Below are 20,573 nucleotides of genomic sequence, written 5' to 3'. Positions count from 1 at the left end.
GAGGCCTTGATGAATTATAGTCAACCCGATAGCATGTGTAGATTGGAGCATCATTATGTGGACATGGGTTGTGGCTATGGGTTTCTTGTTAATGGTAGCGGCTTTGCTATTTGGATTAAAAGGATTGTTTGTGGGTGATAAAAAAATGCTAAATCGCTCATTAAAATGGAGAATAGGGATATCCTTGGCGTTATTCCTCTGTGTTTTGTTGGCGTATTCCTTGGGGGGTATTCAGGTGTCAGAGTCGATACAATATTTATAGGAGGGGTTATGTTTAGGATGGGGTCAGGTGAATTATTGGTAGTTGTGTTTGTAGCGATGTTGTTTTTAGGTCCGGAGCAAATCAAAAGTTTGGTTAAAAGATGGGCAGAGACGATGAAAGCGGTTAAGCATACCATGCAACAAATTACTGATGAAACTAGCCAAACAAACGAATGATTGAATATTGGTTTGAGTTACGACGTCGGCTTTTATGGTGTGGGGTAGCATATATATCCAGCTTTTTTGTATTTTTTTCACTACATGAAAAAATACTTTACTGGTTAAGCCAGAGTGCGGCACTGAAAGACGGTCGCTTACTGATGAGTATTCATATTGTGGACCCCATTGTCATTCCGATGCAACTTGCTATGTCGCTAAGTTTGTTAACAGTGTTTCCGGTTGTTGTTTATCATTTAATGCTGTTTATCAGGCCGGCATTATATGAGCGTGAGCGTCATTTATTGGAAGTGACGGCTGTGATGGGCGTACTGCTATTTTATTTGGGCGCTATCATAGGGGGGGTGGTGATTCAGCCAGTCGTTTTAACGTTTGTGCAAAGCTGGTTACCCAAAGAGGTGTTGTTCTCGCCAACGCTTTCAAGTTATATTGATTTTTGTTTTGACTTAGCCATTGCATTTGGTGTTGCTTTTGAGATCCCAATGGTCGTGATGCTGTTGGTGATATTTCATTGGTTGTCTGTAGACTGGTTGCGGAAAATGCGGCCTTGGTGGGTGACGGGAATCTTTGCTTTGGCCATGGTATTAACACCACCTGATGTGTATTCACAAATATTATTGGCGGTACCTATGTGGTTGCTGGTTGAGCTTGTTTTATGGGTTGGACAATATTTCAGTCGGGGAGACTGAACATATCTGATTGAAATGATTATTGAAATTGTATAGTATGCCAGTAAGATATCAAGGTGGAAAAAATGCAAAAGTCAATTAGAGCGAAGCTTGAAGCGGTGATGCTACGACATCAAGAGTTAGAGGCTGAGCAATTAGATCCGGAGGCAATGTCCGATCATAAAGCATTTGAGCGTGTTGGAAAAGAGTTACACGGAATTCTTCCTGTCGTTGAGCTATACCAAGAATACTGCGGCATTGAAAAGGCGTTAGCAGAAGCCGTTGAGCTTTTGGAGGGCGATGATGAAGACATGGCTGCACTTGCTGAAGAAGAAAAGGTATTACTGAATGATCAGCTGGCAGAATGTGAGCAAGCACTGATGGTCCAGTTGTTGCCAAAAGATCCTGATGATGATAAGAATATTTATCTCGAAATTCGAGCTGGTGCTGGTGGTGACGAGGCATCACTCTTTGTTGCAGATCTCCTTCGTATGTATTTGATGTATGCGGATAGCCAGCGTTGGAAATATGAGGTTATGAGTCAATCCCCTTCATCACAAGGAGGGTATAAAGAAATTGTATATGCATTAAAGGGTAAAGAGGTTTACCGGATGCTGAAGTATGAAAGTGGCACACATAGAGTTCAGAGGGTGCCAGCAACAGAATCACAAGGCCGTATCCACACGTCAACAGTGACAGTGGCCATTTTGCCTCAAGTGGAGCAAATAGGAGAGGTAGCAATACAGCCACAAGATTTAAGGATTGATACATACCGCTCAAGTGGCGCAGGTGGTCAGCATGTGAATACCACAGACTCTGCTGTTCGCATTACGCATATTCCAACTCAAACAGTGGTTGAGTGTCAAGATGAACGGTCGCAACATAAAAATAAGGCTAAAGCTATGGCTTTGCTGAATGCAAAAATATTGCAACAGCAACAGTCAGCGCAACAGCAAGAACTATCACAGGAGCGTTCGATACAAGTTGGGACAGGTGAGCGCTCTGAAAGAATACGAACATACAATTTTCCACAGGGACGCATGACTGACCATCGGATTAATTTAACGTTATATCGCTTGGATGAAGTGATGGAAGGTGGTTTGGCCGAGCTAATTGAAGTCTTGATTCGTGAAGATAAGGCCAAGAAGTTGGCAGGCTTAGTGGATGAGTAAAGCGCTTGATGATCTTCACCGATACTGGGTAAAGCGGTCAACCAGTCGTCAAGCATACTATGACGTATTTTGGCTTATGGCACATTATTTAGGGATTGAGTGGGCAGATTTGATGGTTCGTCACAGTGATGATTTTCCCAAAAGCCAGATGACTGCGTTAGAGGAAGCGTTGGCAGCGTACTTTGATGGTAAGCCACTAGCTTATATATTGGGCTCGGTGCCGTTTTTGGGCTTAGAGATCAAAATCGAAGAAGGCGTCTTGGTACCAAGAGTCGATACAGAGTTTATGGTCAATTGTTTAATCCAAAAACTTGCCCCGAGAGCAAAGATTTTAGAATGGGGTGTTGGTAGTGGTGCTATTAGTTGTGCGTTAGCGAAAAACATTCGTAACGTTAGCATTGTCGCGGTGGATAAAAGTATTTTGGCATGTCAGGTGGCAAAAAATAATTCTGAGATCTTGGGACTTGGTCATCAAATAACGGTGGTTGAAGGTGATTGGTATCAAGAATGCACTTGGGAGGGTTTTGATGCGATGGTATCCAATCCGCCATATATTGCACCAGGCGATCGTCATTTGTCACCAAAGGTTGCGGCCTATGAGCCTAAAACGGCATTGCTTGCAGAGGACAATGGTTTTGCAGATCTACAGAGACTCATTTCTGTAGGGATGACGGTGTTAAAAGACGGCGGGTTGATAGCGTTAGAGCATGGATATTTGCAACAAGAGCGCGTGGTTTCAGCATTGTGTCTTGCTGGGTATCAAGAGATTGAGTGTGGCTCAGACAATCAACACCCACGTTTTGTGACTGCGGTTAAGCCATCTGCGCGTTAAAAGTTTAAAATAGTGGGATATTTATATTGGGGGTATCTTTCGAATTAAAATCAGGTTATAATTATATAAGCTTCTTTATTTAGGGATGGAATGCCGGTTATGAAAGCTAGGTTTTATCTAATATTAAGTGTGCTGGCCTTGTTAGCTGGTTGTGGTGGTGGACGTAAGTCAGCCCTAACTTATGAGGATTACGCATCAACGTCATATTCAGTGGATGGTGCAAGGTTACTCTTAAATGCCAATAGTATATTTGAATCAGATAGAGTGACATTGAAACCGGAAGCTGTTTCTATTTTACGTGCACTTTTTGCTCAAGTGAATCGAGAGTACTTTACACATATTAATATTTTTTCGCATTGTGACGATGCGTTGACAGAAGAGTCTGCTCAAAATATCACAAGTTATCAGGCCCAGGTGATTGCAGGATATTTGTGGTTCAGAGGGATTCCTTCGTCTGATATAGAGTTTAAAGGGCGTGGTTTTTCAGAACCGATTGCGGATCTTAATACGCCTGAATCACGGTATGTGAATCAGAGAATCGAAATTTTATTAAGTTGAGGGTGATTATGTTTGCTAGATTATTGATGGCATGTTTCTCGTTAGCAACAAATGCGGTGTTGGCCCAAGATAGCTTGATGGATGCAGAAGAGTTTGTGCCATATAGCAATGCGCGTCAGCTTGTGGTGCGAGGCAATGTTAATGTGATTATGGGTGGCGATAGTTACCTAAATGTTATTGAGTTTGATCCCGATGAGGTCTCTATTAAGACGTTGCCAGGGGATGTGATAGAGGTGTCGCCGGTATCACTGGGCCGACATTATAACATGTTCAGTAACCCAACGGTTGTCGTACGATCCAATAATCGTTTTCGGGACTTATATAAAATACATATACGTGACCAAGGCTCATTGGTTGCAAAGGATATCGAGTCTTTGTCATTGGCCATCGATGTTAAGACAACGGGCAGTGTTATGGTTGAAGGGGTGATGAATCTGAATCATTTGCAAGTTGTGAGTGCAAGTGATGTTGAAATTTATTGGGTTGATTCAAATAATTTGAATGTTGATGTCTTTGACGGGAACGTGGTACTGGCAGGTCGGGTTGATTTCTTAACCATGAGAGCGACAGACAGTGCAAGTGTTGATGCGGCTGGGTTGATTGCAAATAGGTCTTGGGTTGCTGGGGTGGGTAATGCGCGTCTGGCTGTTTTTCCCCGTGAAGAGTTGTTTGCTTACACCAAAAATAATGCAGTTATTGATGTCAAATCAAGGCCGGATGTGTATGCGCCATTAAATCAGGCCCCATCTTCCATTGTGCTTAACTATGTTGAGATGGAAAAGAGGGCGTCTGCAATCAGACGATAGCTATAAGCAAATAGCGTCTATTTGTTCTAAAATAATCTGCTGGCAGGTCTGTAAAGGTAGTAGGCCCTTTAATATTTTATTTAGTCCTTTATCTTGGTGTAGTCCCCTGGTTTTTGCGATGCATCGGGTTAGGTAGTGTGCTTTTAGGTGTTGCGCTTTTCTTTTTTTGGTATAGGTCTCTGGAGGCAGACGGTTCAGGATGGTGTCGGTGAGTGTTTGGCAGTCTGAAATAGCCAGGTTAAAACCAATGCCTGCTAATGGATGTATTGTGTGCAGGGCATTGCCCAATAAAAAAATGTTTTGGTGTGCATAGGTCTCGGCAAGAGATGCCACAATGGGCATATTATGATGGTGTTCAATTTTAATAATTTTACCAAGTTTGTGGGTGTAAGCGGATAGCTGGTTCTTAAATGAGTCAGTTTTTATTTTGACATGCTGTTGTGTGTCGCACGACCAGATAACTGCTGTTAGATAGGGGTTGTTGGTGGGGAGTAACGCTAACGTTCCTTGAGGCAGGAATGCTTGGTATGCAATTTCATGGGCAGCGGTATGTGATATCATGGCAATATGGGCATATTGGTCATATTGTTCGCGTTGTACCAATATTGGAGTGTGTGATCTTGTCCACGAATGACTGCCATCACACGCAATAATATTTTCAGGTTCGATCCAAGCATCTCCTATTTTTATGCGCCCTTGATTTAGGGCTTTGGGTTGCTCTTTCAGCCAAGCTATTTGATGAAGTCTGCGCTTGTTTTCAATATGGTGGACCAGGGTTCCGTAGTGAACTATGTGGCATAAATGGGCGTGCTTAGAATACTTCTGGTCAATTTGAAGGTTATGGTGAGTCTGTAGGACCATTTTTTTAATGGCTTTAGACGGAATGTCTAACCCCAGTTGTTGAAAAAAATGCATATGAGATGGATGAATGGCCAAAACCATGCTTTTTAAAAACTTTGGTGGTGGGCCGATAAGGAGTGGTTTTGCGCCATGCTGTGCCAAGTTTATGGCCATCAGTTGTCCAACGAGGCCTGCTCCTATGATGGTATTAGGGTGTGTCATTGCCAGCTCCAAAGTCATAAATGATATCTTGTATAAATGGGAGTGGAAGGGATAATATGTGTTTTTTTAGTAAAGAGTTGATGAAACCGTATCCTGTTATATAAGACATTTGATGATAAAGTTTATGGTTGTCAGATTGCAGTTTTTGGCTAAGGCGTGAGATTGTCGTGGGACACCAGTGCTCAAGGTTATATATTTGTTCTAGTTGTCGGATGTGGTGGTTAAGTCCCTGTGCTGCAGTAGGCTCAATCGCGAGGGCTGCATTTCCTAGGAGTAAGCATGGTAATGCGTATTGTTCTGCGACTAAAGGAGCAAGCTGGTAACTAGAGGTGTTAACGATGTTTTTAACATCGACATGAAAACCGACCATATCTTGCAATATCCTTCGGGACAGTGGGGTTAAATCAAGTGGTTTGTGAGAAGATAGGATGATGGTGCCGTGCAATCCAGGGATAACGCCTATGGTTGTATCGCCTGAAAACTTTTGCAGTAGGTGGTCACCGTCTATTTGTCCAGAGATAACTTTGCAATAGTAAGTGCCTCTTGTTTGATGATGGATGCCTAAGTTGTTCCTGGTTCGAGAGTGATAGCCATCGCAGCCAATCAAAAACGACGATTCTAGGGTTTTTGATTGAGTTTTCAGTTCAAAACCTTCTGTTATTGGTTGAAGCGCCGCAACAGATTCTTGAAGTGGTCTGCTGTATGACGCTAGCGAACCTTCAAGGTGCTTTTGTTTGATGCCATAGCAAAGAGCCTGGGAGTGGTAGTGTTTGGCCTCAATGCTTATATGGCTAAATGTGTTTTTTTGGCGGATTTTTAATTGAGAATACGTTTGTGTCACAGGAAGTGTGAAGCCGATGTGCTCTAAGAATTCTCGACTCTTTTCTGTTAAGAGGAAGTGCTTGTTGCCAACAGTTTGATTAGGCGGGCTAATTAATAAATGGGGCCATTGTTTTAATTGGCAAATGCGCTCCATAATCAAGCCTACTGGTCCTCCTCCAATAATATGAATCATGTATTTCGTGCTGTGTGTATGTCAGAGACTTCTTTAATGGCATCTTTGCTGAGGTTTTCATGACCTGAATCGGTGATGAGGATGTCGTCTTCTATGCGAATACCCGTGGCTTTGAATACGCCTTTTGAGCGAACATAGAGTCCTGGCTCTACAGTGATGACCATGCCGGGCTTTAAGATGTCATCTTCAATTCTGATATCATGCACATCCAATCCCATGGTATGGCCAATATTGTGTGGGAAGTATTCAAGGTAAGCTTTTGATTCAATCGCGTCTTCAAGACTTGTGTTGATGATTTTTAGGTCGAGGAGATGGCGGGTTAATTGTTTAACGGCGTGCTGGTGGAGTTGCGATAAGGTATTGCCAGGTTTTGCTAATAAAATGGTGGATTTTTGGGTATCTAAGACCGCTTCATAGAGGGCTTGTTGTGGTGCAGTAAAGTGTTTGTCTGCCGGGAATGTTCTTGTAATATCTGAAGCATATTGCTGAAACTCGCACCCTGCGTCAACAAGAACAATATCACCTTTAGCGATAGGGTTGTTGTTTTTTGTATAGTGTAGTGTGCAAGCGTTCATGCCAGAGGCAACAATAGACGGATAAGCCAATGATCTTGATCCTGCTTGCATGGTTTGCTTGATAAATTCACCGTCTAAGGCGCTTTCATGTAGTGGGTCAAGGTGCTGGAGTAACGCATTATGCGCTTGTGCAGAAATCTCACAGGCTTTTCTGATACAGGATATTTCGTGCGCATCTTTGATAAGGCGCATTGGGTCAAGTATTTTCTCCCCTGGTTGTACGCTGCAGTGTTTTGGAGTATGCGGGTGATCGCCGATCATATGAATGGTTTCAACGGTCTTGAGGTCTTTTTCTAAACGATCTTTAATGTGATTGTTTGCATACCATTGATCTATATTGTACCTTGCTACAGCTTGTTCTGCTATCAGGGCACCTTCCCATAAAGTTCTTTGGCTATCGCTGGGCTGGGAAAATAAGATGCAGGTTGTCTTGCTGATGAGCAAGGAAGCATCCGGCTCAGTGAAGCCGGTTAAATAGTAAAAGTATCTATTTGGGTGGTAAGGGTAGTGAACATCATTATTTCTAATGGTTTCGGCAGGTTGTCTTACCAATAAAACCTCATTTTTTTGAAGTGAGTTTTGTATTCTAGAGCGCCGCTGGGTAAAGTGTTTCATAGGTATCCTTCCTTTTGTGCTAATGTAGCATAAATCTTCCGTGCTGAAAATAACTCTACGGATCCAGGGTAAAAAAATTCTGACATTTATTCAATGTGTGTTATAATGATTATGTTCTGGTAGCAGGTTTGCTCTCGAATCAAACCATAACTGGGGACTGAGGACAAGCGCTTTGTTGTGCAAGCCTATTGAGTTAGGACGCCTGATAAGTCGTTTCCAATATGTCCACAATTGAACGTATCAGTTCAGAGCAAAATGCTACCTGAACACTTTTATTTTGAATTAAAATTCGATCTCATCTATACTCACAGTAGTTAAAATTAGGATGATTGATGCGCCCCTATATACTAATACCTTACTACAGTGCTAGTGGATCAGTAGAGAAAATGGCTCTATATATTGCAAAAGGCGTTGAGCAAGCAGGGCTAGAAGCAAGGGTTAGAAGAATTGAACCCATAGGGAAGGGAGATGCTTTGGGTCCATTGTATGTCGCTAAAGAGGATATTGCCAATTGTGCAGGGATGATTTTAGGGTCTCCAACACGTTTTGGGCAAGTGGCAGCTGCGGTTCGTTTATTTTGGGATAAAACAGGGGATATTTGGCACTCAGGGGAAATGATCGGTAAGCCTGGTGCTGTCTTCACCTCATCAGCATCGATGCATGGCGGTCAAGAATCAACGTTATTGGGGATGATGATGCCCATGATTCATCATGGCATGCTTATTGTCGGTATCCCATATTCAGAAAAAGCCATTCATGATACCACAAAAGGAGGAGGACCTTACGGTGCTTCAACAGTCACTGGTGACCAGTATGGTCATGAGATGGATGGGCATGAGAGAGACGTATGTATTGCTCTGGGTCGCCGCTTGGCAAATATTGCTAAGAAGTTACAGTAGGTAGGTTATATTGGCCGCCCCATAACGTTGTTTTGACGAAAATCTCACAGATACTAGCGGCGCTTTGCTATTATTCAGTATCTTAATTGGGTTCTATGTTTGTTTATGTTTTGCTGCTGGAAAGGCGCCTTGATTCAGAGTAAAGTTGAGCCATTGATTGGCCTTGCAAAAAAACGCTCTAAAAAATGTTCTCCTGCATCTATATCTCTTGAGCTCTGTTCAGTATTCCAGAGGCTTGCTACACCAGGGTGTTTCGGGGGTGTTACACGTGCACCATTATAAGTTCTAAACCTAAGGTAATCAGCAGCGTTGTGGCTGATAATGAGTACTACATTGACAGTGGAATAATGTTGACATAATGGCCAATACGTCAAGTAGGCTTCTGTTTTAGTGGTTTTTTTTTCCATCAGCATTGTATTATAGTATGTGTTGTGTTATAACATGGGCAAAACGCACGTAGTGATGAACTTTTTTCGGGGTGTCATGGTATTATGATTCGAAAAATGCTACTACGGAAGACTAACCCTAGGAGAGTATAAATGATTGATATTAAAGATATGTTTGCATGTGGTGTCCATTATGGTCACCGTTCTTGTTTTTCTAACCCTAAAATGGCTGAGTATGTATTTGCAGAAAAAAATGGTATGCAAATCATTGATATTACGCAGTCAGCGGAGATGTTCACAGAAGCATTAACGTATGTGGATCAGATTGTTAGATCTGGTGGTAGGGTTGTGATTGTTTCAACAAAACAGTCTGCACAAGCTTTGGTGCAAAAGCATGGTGAAGAGATGGGGATGCCCTTTGTAGATCAGCGTTGGTTGGGTGGAACCTTGACAAACTTCAAAACAGTTCGTTCCTCTGTAGCCCGCCTTGAGCAGTTGGAAGAGCGCTTTCAGTCCGGCAGACTCGAAGGATTAACGAAGAAAGAACGATTAATTTTACAGCGTGAACGTGCAAAGTTGACGGTTAACCTCGGTGGTATTAAAGATCTAGACTCATTGCCAGAAGCGTTGTTTGTGATTGATGTCGCACAAGAGCGGATTGCTGTGAATGAAGCGAATAAGCTAGGTATCCCTGTGATTGGTATTGTAGACACCAACTGTTCACCAAATGGCATCAATTATGTGGTGCCTGGTAATGATGATGCGATGAGCGCGATTCAGTACTATTTAGAGTGCTTGTCTTCAGTGGTAAAGGCTGCAGCAGATGACTTTAGAAAAGAGCGTGAAAAGATTGAAGCGAAGAATAAGCCTGTGATCAAGAAAAAACAAGAAGCTAAAAAAGTTGTTGCTGAGAAGTCAGAGCAGGAAGAGCCCGAATCTTCATCAGCGAAGAAGGTTGTGAAAAAAGTTGTGAAGAAGGCGGCTGAAGCTCAGGTGGTCTCTGAAGAGCCAAAGAAAAAGGTTGTAAAGAAAGTTGTGAAAGCTAAAGCGGAAGGAGCAGAGGCGCCTAAGAAGGCTGTTAAGAAGCCAGCTGCGAAGAAACCAGCTGCGAAGAAACCAGCAGCAAAAGAAAGTGCCAAAAAATCAACGGAGGAGTAAGTGATGAGTGGGAACACAAAATTAATTGTAGAGCTGCGTGAGCGTACCGGTGCTGGAATCATGAGCTGTAAAAAAGCGCTGGTTGAGGCGGACTGGGATTTAGAGAAAGCCTATGATGCAATTCGCGCTAAGTTTGGTAAGAGCGCTGAAAGTAAAGCGAACCGTTCTGCAACTGAAGGGAAGATAGGCATTCAGTCTGATGCGCACCGTATTGCGATAGTCGGGGTGAATTGTGAAACTGACTTTGTCGCAAATGGGGACGATTTCCAGGCGTTTGTTAATAAAGTTGTTTCAGCAGTTTTCTCTGAAGGTGTGTCTGATCTTGAGGCTTTAAAAGCAATAAGTCTTGGTGATGAAACTGTCGAGGCTGCGCGTGTTGAGTTGGTTGGACGTGTTGGTGAAAACATTCAGTTGTCATCTGTTTATTTCCATCAAAGTGATGATCAGTTTGTTTCAGTATATAGTCATGGTGATAAAGTGGCGTGTGCAGTGCTGCTAGATGTTGATAACGCTGAATTAGGCAAAGATATTGGAATGCATGTTGTTGCGATGTCCCCATTGGCCGTGTCTGGGGCTGATGTGCCACAAGAGATTGTTGAAAGAGAAAAAGCAATCTTTGTGACGCAAGCGCAAGAAATGAGCAAACCAGAGTTGGTTGAAAAGATTGTAGCAGGAAAGGTTGCTAAGTTCCTGAAGGAAAAGTGTCTTTTGGATCAAGCCTTTGTAAAAGATACAACTATGACAATTAATGAGTATTTGGCTAAATCTAATGCTCGTGTATTAGGCTTTAAACGTGTAGAATTATCTTAGGATAGTTATATAGGTTTTATTATGCAGTATCGCCGGGTTTTAATTAAGCTAAGCGGAGAGCTTCTGGGAAGCATAGAAGACTCGGTTGATGTTGTATGGATTAGTCGTATTGTAAAAGAAGTGTCTTCTGCAGTCGATAGAGGTGTTCAGGTTGCCATCGTTGTAGGTGGTGGGAACATGATCAGAGGTGCGTCGTTATCTGATCAAGGTGTTGGAAGGTTGTCTGCAGATACGGCAGGGATGCTAGCGACCGTGATTAATGGAGTGGTTTTGGCTGATATGTTTGAGCAAAACCATATGCCTTGTGAAGTCATGTCGGCATTGCCTATGCCAGGTTTGGCGGAGCCATTTAATGCAAAAAAAGCTTGCCAGCTATTGGAAAAGGGAACCGTTGTAATTTTTGCGGGAGGGACCGGGAATCCTTTGGTCACAACTGATTCCGCTGCCAGCTTAAGGGCAGTAGAGATTGGGGCAGAGTTATTGCTGAAAGCCACTCGTGTTGATGGTGTCTACGATCGTGATCCACTGGAGGAAGCGATGGCAAATAAGTTTGATAAAATATCCTTTAATGATGTGATTGCCAAAGAGTTAAGGGTAATGGATATGGGAGCATTTATTCAATGTCAACAGTATTCGTTGCCGATTTTTGTGTTTGATGTAAACAAGCCAAATGCGCTTCTGGATGTTTTAAGAGGCAGTGGCGAGGGAACATTAATAAGTTAGGAGTATACTCATGATTGATGAGATGAAAAATACTATGCAGAATTCTATTGATGCATATAAAAATGAGCTTTCTTCATTAAGAACAGGAAGGGCGCATTCAGGTTTGTTAGATAAGGTGACAGTGGATTACTATGGAAGTCAAACACCACTAAATCAAATGGCCAATGTCAGTGTCTCGGATGCAAGAATGTTGATGGTGACGCCGTGGGATAAGCAGGCGGTACCATTAATTATCAAGGCCATTCAGGTTTCTGATTTGGGTTTGAATGCAGTGGCAGCAGGTGATGCGGTGAGGGTTCCGATTCCTGACTTAACAGAGGAGCGTCGTAAGCAGTTGGTGAAACACTTAAAGTCTGAGGCTGAGAATGCCAAAATAGGTTTAAGAAATGTACGTCGAAACACATTGTCTGAAGCTAAAAACCAAGTCAAAGACAAGTTGCTATCAGAAGATGATGAGCGGCGAATTGGCGCTGAGGTGCAAAAAGTGATGGATCAGATGGTGGCCGAAATTGATCGGCTAACGAATGAGAAAGAAAAAGAGTTAATGACAGTTTAGAATGTCTAAGAAGCCAAAACATATAGCCATTATTATGGACGGTAATGGCCGTTGGGCAACTTCTTTGGGCAAAGCTAGGCATGTGGGGCACCAAGTAGGGTCAAAGGTTATCCGGGAAATTGTTGAGTGCTCGGTTAGGCTGGGTATTCAAGAATTGACAGTATTTGGTTTAAGTTGTGATAACATGGCTAGGCCGCAAGAGGAGTTGCATTATTTGCTGTCCGTCTTTATGCGTAGCTTACAAGAGTATACTCAAGAGATGCATGACATGGGTGTGTGTTTAAAAGTTATAGGTGATGTTCAGGGATTGGGGTGTGAGCTTTCAAAAGCGGTTAGAGACGCGGAGGAGGTAACTAAAACAAATAAGGTGTTAACCCTTACGGTGGCTTTAAATTTTAGCGGCAAATGGCACATACACCATACGACCCAAAAGCTATTGGAAAACCCTGTCAGTTTGAGCGATGATCAGATTGAACAAGCCTTTTCTCAGCTGTTGCCATCTGATCCGGATATTTTGATTCGGACAGGGGGAGAGCGTCGTTTAAGTAACTTTGTGTTGTATCATTTGGCGTATACAGAGCTGTATTTTCTTGATGTGAAATGGCCGGACTTTAGGCAAGAGCATTTAGAGTCTGTTTTGGCCTCATATGCAAAGGTAGAACGCCGGTTCGGAAACGTAGGAGTAAGCGTGTGAGTCAAACTCAAACTCGTATTATCTCAGCCCTATTATTAGTGTCTGTATTCGCATTGGTTTTCGCAGTATTTCCGGATACTTGGGTCTGGTGGCTTTTTCTCGCTTTTGGGGGTCTGATTTTGCTAGAGTCAATGCAGATGCTCGATATGCCTTTGCCGGGATTGTTTGCGGGAGTGTTTGGTGTTCCAGGTTACCTATTGTGTCATCATTATTTTGATGTGATGTTGGGTTTTGTGGCATTTACATGGTTGATCAGATCTGTACTGATGTTGTATGGGCATAAGCATCATTATATGGGTTATATGCTTACTTGGATTGGATGGATTGATATCGCGGTATTCACCTTTTGTTTGCAGCAGCTATATTTTTTAAATACAGATTATCTCTTAATATCAGCAGGATTGATCGCGGGCATTGATAGTTGTGGTTACTTTGCTGGGAAGTTTTATGGCAAGATGCGTATCATTCCCGCAATAAGTCCAAATAAAACTTTAGAAGGATATATGGGAGCTTTCGTTTGGTTGATGGTTTGTTTTCTCATGCTGCTGATAGTGCGTGATATCCAGATATTATACTTGACATTGTTTTTGAGCATGGTATACGTATTGGCAATAACAGGTGATTTGCTCGTAAGCTACCAGAAGAGAATTTTGGGTGTAAAAGACACAGGGAGTATGATACCTGGTCACGGGGGATTGCTGGATAGATTTGACAGTTGGATGTATGTCATTCCTTTTGTGTATTTAATCGCGTTAATAAATTAAAACTTGGAGTTTTGCGGTGAATTTTAAGACCTTTTTCCCTTTGTTCGTGTCATTGTTAGCATATTCCATTGCTCATGCCGAGGTCATTGATCGAATTAATATTGAAGGGGTTAGTGTTCTTCCTCAAGAGGCTGTTGATCACTATATCTCTGTTTCTGTTGGGCAAGACGTTGACAGTCAGGATATTAAAAATCAGATTCAGCAGCTTTATAGTTCAGGATACTTTTCTCAAGTTGAGATCAAGCTACAAGATCATGTTTTAACCATTATTTTGACAGAAGATGCTGTTGTTGGTGATGTATCAGTTGAGGCAGAGTTTGTTAGTGCAGAGTCTGTTGAGAAAGAGTTAGCCTCGATTGGTGTCCTTAAAGGCGAGCTGATTAATGAAAGAGCTTTAGAAGAATGGCGAATAGCGAAGCAGACAGGTTTGAGAGGCAGTGGTTTTGAACATGCTGTGATTAAAATTGATCGCGAAGTGCTGTCAGAAGGGGTCGTGTCCTTGAAAATTCATTTAGACGAAGGCGACGCCATTAAGTTGAAAGCGGTTGAGTTTTCTGGAGATTTTAATCTTGCGAATCGCGATTTACAGCGGATAATCCGGTCAGGTACAACAGGGTTACTGTCCTTTATAATGTATGATGATTTATATAACCCTTATATGATTGAACAAGATCGTCTGCGTTTGGTAGACTTTTATAAAGCGAAGGGATACAGGGCACCAAAAGTGACATTCCGCGTGGTTGATGTGACGCCAACGCAGCGTATTTGGCGGTCAACCTATAAAAAAGTGATATTTGACATTGTGCCAGGACCCAAGTTTACTATCTCAGAGGTTGATTTTGTTAATGATCAGGCCCCGTGGCCAGAAGTGTTAAAAGCAAGGATTTTAGAAAAGTTAATTGGAGCCTCATATACGGTAAATATTCATCAGGCATTGCGTCATGAGGTGATAGATTTCTTTTCTGATGATAAGCATGCTGGGTTCTACAAAGTTTTGGTCGATGATGTGATTGTTGGTGCGGACACGTCTAAACTGACCGTTACGTTAGATAAAAGCGTTGCCAAGACGCGCATGATATTTTTCAGGGGAAATAGAAGTACAGAAGATGAGCCTTTAAGACGAGTGCTCAAAGTGGGTGAAGCACAAGTATTTGATAAGAGCATGCTTAGACAGTCTGAACAGTCCTTAAAAAACTTGCCATACATTAAGGATGTGGCTATTTCAACTGTAGAGGTGGAAGAGGGTGTTTATGATGTATTTGTCAATATTGAAGAACTCCCAAGTACTTTCGGTGGTGAGTTAGGGGCGGAGTTTGTTGGTGGTATTTCTGCAAAAGCCTCATTGTCGGAGACAAACCTACTAGGTTATGGTCACTCTTTGAGTGCGAAAGCATCTGTTGGTAGCAAAAAGCGTGACCTGGCGTTCGAGTATCTGATCCCGAATATAACGCTATCTGGTCATTCTCTAGGGTTCTCTGCGACGTACAGCAAAATGGACAAAGAAAACAAGGAGACACTCACATATCATTCTGATGCGTTTGGCTTGGGAGCGGCATACACAATGCCTATATCGAGACATTTGCGTGCAAATACAATATTGGGTTATAAGATGAACAAATATTACGAAGTGGATAAAGCGTCATCATTGGTTAGAAAGTTTTTTGAAAACCGTGATAGTGATGATGTCACTCAGGTTAAAACTGGTTTTGGTGTTACTTATAGGGATATTGATAGTGCTTATTTACCAACGAAGGGTATTGTTGCTGATGCGCATGTTGGAGTCGCTTTGCCATTTGGTGATGCGGTGACATACTATGATGTTGAAGGTAGCGTAACGGGCTATTACCCTTTAGGTGAAATGTTTGAACAGCCATTTGTTCTTAGAGGCCGTTTAATGGCGAAGTATGTGAATGACTATAAAAATGAAGGTGCAGATGTACCATTTTTTGCAAGGTATTTTGCAGGTGGACTAGGTTCTGTTCGTGGTTATGGTCAGTTAGGTCCTAAATATATCGATACTACCTATGAAATTGATGAAGAAACAAAAAAACAGACAAAGAATATTTATTCAAAGGTTGAGCGCAGTAAGGGTGGAGATAAGTTGTTTGTTGCAAACTTAGAGGTTCAAACGCCATCCCCGTTTCCTGATTTAGTGAGAACCTACGTGTATGTAGATGTCGGGAATGTTTTTGAAGAAGGACAGTCAATCTCTTTATCAGAACTAAGGGGGTCAGCAGGTGTTTCAGGGACAATTGCATTACCAATGGGAGATTTTACTGTGTCGTTGGGGATTCCATTTAACAAAGAAAGTTCGGAAGAGTTTAAAAGCTTTTCATTAAGCCCAGGTAGAATGTTTTAATTGATTATAACTGCTATATTTGGCAGTATGTATTGAACGAAGGAGGAGTTAGTTATGAAGAGGTTTTTTTCGAGTGCAGTTTTGGCAAGTTTGCTTTCATTAAGCACGTTAACATCAGCAGAAAGTGTGGCAATTAAGCAGTTTCACATTGCATACATAGACCTAGAAGAAGTGTTCTCTTCACAGGTTATTAGTAATAAGATTGACTCATTAAGAGAAGATTTTGAATCAAGGCATACGGATTTTGAAGCGGCTAAGAAGCGTTTAGAACAGATGCAGGTAGATTTAGAGAAAGACGCGCCTACTATGACGGATATTGTGCGTGAGAATCGAGAGCGTGAAATCCGTGAAATGGCAACGAAACTCTCTCAGCAAGGTTCTGAAATGAGCGGAGAATACTACTCACGTCAGCAAGAGATTAAGTCAAATTACATGAATCAAGTTTCTGAAATTTCTGAAAAATTGGCTAAGAAGTATAAAATTCAAGTTGTTTATCCAAAGCAGGCGTTGCTTTATGTGGACAGCGACTTTAGCCTGACAGAAGAGTGTATACGTTCTCTGAAATAATTGCGGGTGTTGACGAAGCAGGGCGAGGGCCATTAGCAGGTCCTGTTGTTGCGGCGGCGGTGATATTAGAGCAGCCCATTTTGGGTTTGAATGACTCTAAAAAACTCACGCGATTAAAAAGAGCCCAGCTTTTCTCAGTGATCACCAAAGAATCTCGCGCATGGTCTTTTGCGGTTGGCTCGGTTGCAGAGATTGATAGAGTCAATATTCTTCAGGCAACAAAGCTGGCGATGGCAAGAGCGGTTAATCAATTGTTAATCGTGCCAGATAAGGTCTTAGTTGATGGTAGAGATACGATTGATATTCCTATGCCATGTCAGGCAATTGTAAAGGGCGATCAAAAAGAACTTGCAATAATGGCAGCCTCTATTGTTGCAAAGCATATTAGAGATCATATAATGGACGCAATGTCGCAGCGTTATCCAGGTTACGGTTTTCATACTCATGCAGGTTATGGGACGGTAAAGCATAGGGCTGCGATAGGGGCTCTGGGTGTGTTGCCACACCATAGAAAATCATTTTGCAAAGTTCCGGAGAACTAGAGGTTGAATTTCTCCCATTTACAAGTGCATTCGGATCACTCCTTATCTGAAGGATTGTGCCGATTATCAGAATTGTCATCAGCTTCTGCTGAGAAGCGTATATTTTCTGTTGCTTTAACCGATATAGATAATATGTTTGGTTGGGTAAAATTTTACCAAAAAATGCGTCAAGCAGGCATTAAGCCTATTCCAGGTGCTGACGTTATCTTTGATCTTGATGGTTCGGTTATTAAAGCCACGCTATTGTGTTTAAATGACAATGGGTATCAGCAGGTTGTTCGGTTGTTGAGTGATGCTTATCTGTCTGATGTTAGAATTGACTCACGTCCAGTTGTCAATCACCAACATGTGATTCAATCTGATGGTGTTGCGGTAATTCTGCATTTAAATGGTTTAGAATCTTTAATCTCAACACAAAATAATGCACTGGCTGAGCTTTTAGAGCCATTTAAACCCTTGTTGCTTAAAAGACGTTTATTCGGTTCTTTGACACGGTTAAATTTAACGTATGAGCAAGCAAATTATGCATGGACAGCGTTTGCGTATCAGTATGAGTTACCATTGGTGGCTGTGAATAATGTGTGCTTTATGGCGCAAGCGGATTATCAAGCGCATGAGATTCGGTTATGCATTCACCAAGGCCGGGTTATTCAGGATAAAACTAGAGCACAGTCACATAGTAAAGAACAGTATTTTAAGAGTGCCATTCAAATGCATGAGGTTTTTTCTGATGCAAAGCAAGTATTAGAAAATACCAATATTCTAGCGAAGCGCTGTAATGTGACATTAAGCATGGGAAAAGTCTATCTTCCTGAGGTTGCTGCGGTATCAGATAAAGACTTTTTTTTACAAGAGTCATTACGAGGCCTAGAGCGGCGTTTTTCAGTAATGGCTGAGCCTCCTAAAGACAAACAGCTCTATTATGATAGAATGCAACGAGAGGTAGAGACCATTACCAAAATGGGCTTTTCAAGTTACTTCTTAATTGTTGCAGACTTTATCAAGTGGTCAAAATTAAACCAAGTGCCTGTAGGTCCAGGTAGAGGTTCTGGTGCGGGATCATTGGTGGCATATGCCTTAGAGATAACCGATATTGATCCGCTGGTGTATGACTTATTATTCGAACGATTTTTGAACCCTGAGCGGGTTTCAATGCCGGATTTTGACATCGATTTCTGTATGATCGGGCGAGATCGGGTGATTGATTATGTAGCTAAAAAGTATGGGAGGCTGAATGTTTCTCAGATTATAACTTATGGTCGTATGGCAGCAAAAGCGGTTATCCGGGATGTTGGGCGTGTTATGGGTCATCCCTACGGGTTTGTAGATAAGTTGGCTAAGCTAATTCCATTTGATTTGGGGATTACTTTGGAAAAAGCCATGGCTCAAGAGCCTATGCTCACAAAGCGTTATGCTGAAGAGCAGGAGGTCCGTCAGTTAATTGACTTTTGTCTTGTACTAGAAGGCTTGGTTAGGAATGTGGGGACCCATGCGGGGGGTGTGGTGATTGCACCTTCAGAGATTAGTGACTTTTCTCCGGTTTATCGAGATGAATCACAAGCAGGTATTGTGACCCAGTATGATAAAGATGATATTGAAAAAATAGGGTTGGTGAAGTTTGATTTCTTGGGGTTACGGACGCTCACTATTATTGATTGGGCGCTAAAAAATATTCAGTCGTCTCAAGGGCTTTCAATTGATATAGCAACCATTCCGCTGGATGATAAAAAAGCTTTTGAGCTTTTGCAGGGGTGCTTAACAACAGGTGTTTTTCAGCTTGAATCGCAGGGAATGAAAGAGCTGATTGATCGTTTGGTTCCGGATTGCTTTGAAGACATTATTGCATTGGTTGCACTGTATCGTCCTGGGCCGCTTCAATCTGGAATGGTCGATGATTTTGTAAAACGTAAGCATGGTATTGATGAGGTCGTTTACCAACATCCTTTACTAGAACCGATATTGAACAATACCTATGGTGTGATTCTTTATCAAGAGCAGGTGATGCAGATCGCTCAGGATATGGCAGGGTATTCTCTTGGCGGTGCGGATTTATTAAGACGTGCTATGGGTAAGAAGAAGCCTGAAGAGATGGAGAAGCAAAGAGAAATATTCTCTGCAGGGGCAATAGAAGCCAAGATCGATGTTGCTATTGCTAAAGAAATTTTTGATCTAATGGAGAAGTTTGCAGGTTACGGTTTTAACAAGTCACACTCAGCAGCTTATGCATTAATTTCTTACCAAACGGCGTGGTTAAAAGCCAACTATACTACTGAGTTTATGGCGGCTGTGTTGTCTTCAGATATGGATAATACCGAGAAGGTGATGATTTTCCTTGAGGATGTGGCGGGTATGGGTATATCGGTGTTGTCACCGGATATCAATGCAAGTCAGCAAATGTTCTCGGTGGTTAAAGAGGGTGTGATTCGTTATGGTTTATCTGCGATAAAGGGTGTTGGTCACAGTATTGCAATGCAGTTGGTTAAAGACCGTCCAAGTGAAGGTTTTCAGGACTTACTGGATGTATGTGCCTCAGGAGGAAAGGTTAATAAAAAGTTATTAGAGTCATTGATTAAGGCAGGGGCTTGTGATGTATTTGGTCAGAATAGAGCAACATTGTTAGCATCGATTAACACGGCGGTACAAACGTTTCAAAGACAATCGTCAGATAGTCTACAAGGACAGCAGGACTTACTAGGTGGGGAGGTTTCTTTTCGTTATAAACAAGTGCCACCAATGCCTAAAAGAATGGCATTACAATATGAAAAAGATACGCTGGGTTATTATCAATCAGGTCATCCAGTTGCAGAGTCTCGTGATGAATTAAATTGTCTTGGGGTTAAACGGATTGCACAAGTGGGTGTATCCATGTCTTCTGTACGAATTGCTGGCGTGGTGAATAAAATCAAAGTGATTAAAACGAAGAAGGGCGGGCGGATCGCTTTTGTTGAATTGTCAGATGAAACCGGCAAAATTGATGTCGCGTTTTTTGATGAAGTCTATACACAGGCATATGAGTTGCTCAGTCAGCCTGGTATTATTTTAGCAGAAGGAGCAACAAGCCTTGACCAGTTTACTCAAAATACGCGTCTACAATGTCTTAAAGCCCAATCTTTAGATGAGTGTCGTCAGAAATCAGCACCAAAGATAGAAATTGTGTTAGAAGCAAGCGCGCCAATCAATGTGAATGAGATTGTTGCAAAGTTATCAGGTCAGCCAGGGAGAAGTGAGGTGACTATCAAGTATTTGAGTCAAGACGGTATTGCGGAATTTAGTTTGCCCTTTAAAGTGATGGCTAGCGATGCTCTCATTGAAGGCATCGCATCATTGAATGGTGTTGAAAGCTGTTGTGTAGCCTACGGTGAGTATGTATAATA

Annotated in this window: 22 protein-coding genes; 18 read left to right on the top strand and 4 right to left on the bottom strand. The window is 42.1% G+C overall.

From position 1 onward, the window contains the following. Positions 1-55 precede the first annotated feature (55 nt). The 7 genes from MKS91_RS02255 (at position 56) to MKS91_RS02225 (ending at position 4,474) form a co-directional block, all read left to right on the top strand. Complete coding sequence (locus tag MKS91_RS02255) at positions 56-262, top strand: HIG1 domain-containing protein (RefSeq protein ID WP_258569218.1); 207 nt, start codon at positions 56-58, stop codon at positions 260-262. Between the two features lie 8 nt (positions 263-270). Next, positions 271-438: a Sec-independent protein translocase subunit TatA/TatB gene (locus tag MKS91_RS02250; protein ID WP_258569217.1), complete on the top strand. Its 168-nt coding sequence runs from the start codon at positions 271-273 to the stop codon at positions 436-438. Next, positions 435-1,127, top strand: a complete 693-nt coding sequence (tatC, locus tag MKS91_RS02245; protein ID WP_258569216.1) for a twin-arginine translocase subunit TatC — start codon at positions 435-437, stop codon at positions 1,125-1,127. The genes MKS91_RS02250 and tatC overlap by 4 nt, the downstream gene beginning before the upstream one ends. 65 nt (positions 1,128-1,192) lie before the next feature. Further along, a complete protein-coding gene (prfA, locus tag MKS91_RS02240; protein ID WP_258569215.1) occupies positions 1,193-2,278 on the top strand; it encodes a peptide chain release factor 1 in 1,086 nt (361 codons plus the stop codon). Next, complete coding sequence (gene prmC, locus MKS91_RS02235; RefSeq protein WP_258569214.1) at positions 2,271-3,110, top strand: peptide chain release factor N(5)-glutamine methyltransferase; 840 nt, start codon at positions 2,271-2,273, stop codon at positions 3,108-3,110. Before prfA ends, prmC begins: the two co-directional genes overlap by 8 nt. Positions 3,111-3,200: 90 nt before the next feature. Further along, positions 3,201-3,668 carry an OmpA family protein gene (locus MKS91_RS02230; protein ID WP_258569213.1) on the top strand — a complete coding sequence of 156 codons (468 nt, stop codon included), beginning with the start codon at positions 3,201-3,203 and terminating at the stop codon, positions 3,666-3,668. Positions 3,669-3,676: 8 nt separating this feature from the next. Continuing rightward, the gene (locus MKS91_RS02225) at positions 3,677-4,474 is read left to right on the top strand and encodes a DUF2807 domain-containing protein (protein ID WP_258569212.1); all 798 of its coding nucleotides are present in this window, start codon (positions 3,677-3,679) and stop codon (positions 4,472-4,474) included. Here the strand turns inward: MKS91_RS02225 and MKS91_RS02220 are convergent, their stop codons facing one another. From MKS91_RS02220 to MKS91_RS02210, 3 genes are read right to left on the bottom strand one after another with little or no spacing between them, the layout of a single operon-like run. Then, entirely contained in the window at positions 4,475-5,536 is a 1,062-nt protein-coding gene (locus tag MKS91_RS02220; RefSeq protein ID WP_258569211.1) for an FAD-dependent monooxygenase, read from the bottom strand. Then, on the bottom strand, positions 5,523-6,551 hold the full coding sequence (locus MKS91_RS02215) for an FAD-dependent monooxygenase (RefSeq protein ID WP_258569210.1): 1,029 nt from the start codon (positions 6,549-6,551) through the stop codon (positions 5,523-5,525). The genes MKS91_RS02220 and MKS91_RS02215 overlap by 14 nt, the downstream gene beginning before the upstream one ends. Next, the gene (locus tag MKS91_RS02210) at positions 6,548-7,741 is read right to left on the bottom strand and encodes an aminopeptidase P family protein (RefSeq protein WP_258569209.1); all 1,194 of its coding nucleotides are present in this window, start codon (positions 7,739-7,741) and stop codon (positions 6,548-6,550) included. The genes MKS91_RS02215 and MKS91_RS02210 overlap by 4 nt, the downstream gene beginning before the upstream one ends. Positions 7,742-8,070: 329 nt before the next feature. On the opposite strand from MKS91_RS02210, the gene wrbA reads away from it, so the two are divergent. Then, positions 8,071-8,640 (top strand): NAD(P)H:quinone oxidoreductase, encoded by a 570-nt coding sequence (gene wrbA / locus MKS91_RS02205; RefSeq protein WP_258569208.1) that lies wholly within the window; start codon positions 8,071-8,073, stop codon positions 8,638-8,640. 134 nt (positions 8,641-8,774) lie between these two features. Here the strand turns inward: wrbA and MKS91_RS02200 are convergent, their stop codons facing one another. After that, positions 8,775-9,047, bottom strand: coding sequence for a hypothetical protein (locus MKS91_RS02200; protein ID WP_258569207.1), 273 nt, complete (start codon positions 9,045-9,047; stop codon positions 8,775-8,777). A gap of 132 nt (positions 9,048-9,179) precedes the next feature. Here MKS91_RS02200 and rpsB point away from each other — a divergent pair, with 132 nt between their 5' ends. Genes rpsB through dnaE form a run of 10 tightly spaced genes read left to right on the top strand, consistent with a single transcriptional unit; the run spans position 9,180 to position 20,571 of the window. Next, complete coding sequence (gene rpsB / locus MKS91_RS02195; protein ID WP_258569206.1) at positions 9,180-10,184, top strand: 30S ribosomal protein S2; 1,005 nt, start codon at positions 9,180-9,182, stop codon at positions 10,182-10,184. A gap of 3 nt (positions 10,185-10,187) precedes the next feature. Then, on the top strand, positions 10,188-10,994 hold the full coding sequence (tsf, locus tag MKS91_RS02190; protein WP_258569205.1) for a translation elongation factor Ts: 807 nt from the start codon (positions 10,188-10,190) through the stop codon (positions 10,992-10,994). 21 nt (positions 10,995-11,015) lie between these two features. Continuing rightward, positions 11,016-11,717: a UMP kinase gene (gene pyrH / locus MKS91_RS02185; RefSeq protein ID WP_258569204.1), complete on the top strand. Its 702-nt coding sequence runs from the start codon at positions 11,016-11,018 to the stop codon at positions 11,715-11,717. Positions 11,718-11,727: 10 nt separating this feature from the next. Continuing rightward, positions 11,728-12,273 carry a ribosome recycling factor gene (gene frr, locus MKS91_RS02180; protein WP_258569203.1) on the top strand — a complete coding sequence of 182 codons (546 nt, stop codon included), beginning with the start codon at positions 11,728-11,730 and terminating at the stop codon, positions 12,271-12,273. 1 nt (position 12,274) lies between these two features. Next, entirely contained in the window at positions 12,275-12,967 is a 693-nt protein-coding gene (gene uppS, locus MKS91_RS02175; protein WP_258569202.1) for a polyprenyl diphosphate synthase, read from the top strand. Continuing rightward, positions 12,964-13,731, top strand: a complete 768-nt coding sequence (locus MKS91_RS02170; protein ID WP_258569201.1) for a phosphatidate cytidylyltransferase — start codon at positions 12,964-12,966, stop codon at positions 13,729-13,731. Before uppS ends, MKS91_RS02170 begins: the two co-directional genes overlap by 4 nt. Positions 13,732-13,747: 16 nt before the next feature. Then, positions 13,748-16,090 carry an outer membrane protein assembly factor BamA gene (gene bamA, locus MKS91_RS02165; protein ID WP_258569200.1) on the top strand — a complete coding sequence of 781 codons (2,343 nt, stop codon included), beginning with the start codon at positions 13,748-13,750 and terminating at the stop codon, positions 16,088-16,090. A gap of 54 nt (positions 16,091-16,144) precedes the next feature. After that, positions 16,145-16,657 (top strand): OmpH/Skp family outer membrane protein, encoded by a 513-nt coding sequence (locus tag MKS91_RS02160; RefSeq protein WP_258569199.1) that lies wholly within the window; start codon positions 16,145-16,147, stop codon positions 16,655-16,657. Continuing rightward, positions 16,636-17,199 carry a ribonuclease HII gene (locus tag MKS91_RS02155; RefSeq protein WP_258569198.1) on the top strand — a complete coding sequence of 188 codons (564 nt, stop codon included), beginning with the start codon at positions 16,636-16,638 and terminating at the stop codon, positions 17,197-17,199. Before MKS91_RS02160 ends, MKS91_RS02155 begins: the two co-directional genes overlap by 22 nt. A gap of 3 nt (positions 17,200-17,202) precedes the next feature. After that, positions 17,203-20,571 (top strand): DNA polymerase III subunit alpha, encoded by a 3,369-nt coding sequence (dnaE, locus tag MKS91_RS02150; RefSeq protein ID WP_258569197.1) that lies wholly within the window; start codon positions 17,203-17,205, stop codon positions 20,569-20,571. Positions 20,572-20,573: the final 2 nt, after the last annotated feature.

The organism is Candidatus Synchoanobacter obligatus (assembly GCF_024259865.1).
GTDB lineage: Bacteria > Pseudomonadota > Gammaproteobacteria > Comchoanobacterales > Comchoanobacteraceae > Synchoanobacter > Synchoanobacter obligatus.
Note: the sequence above shows the minus strand (reverse complement) of the source record. Positions and strands in the feature narration are given on the sequence as shown.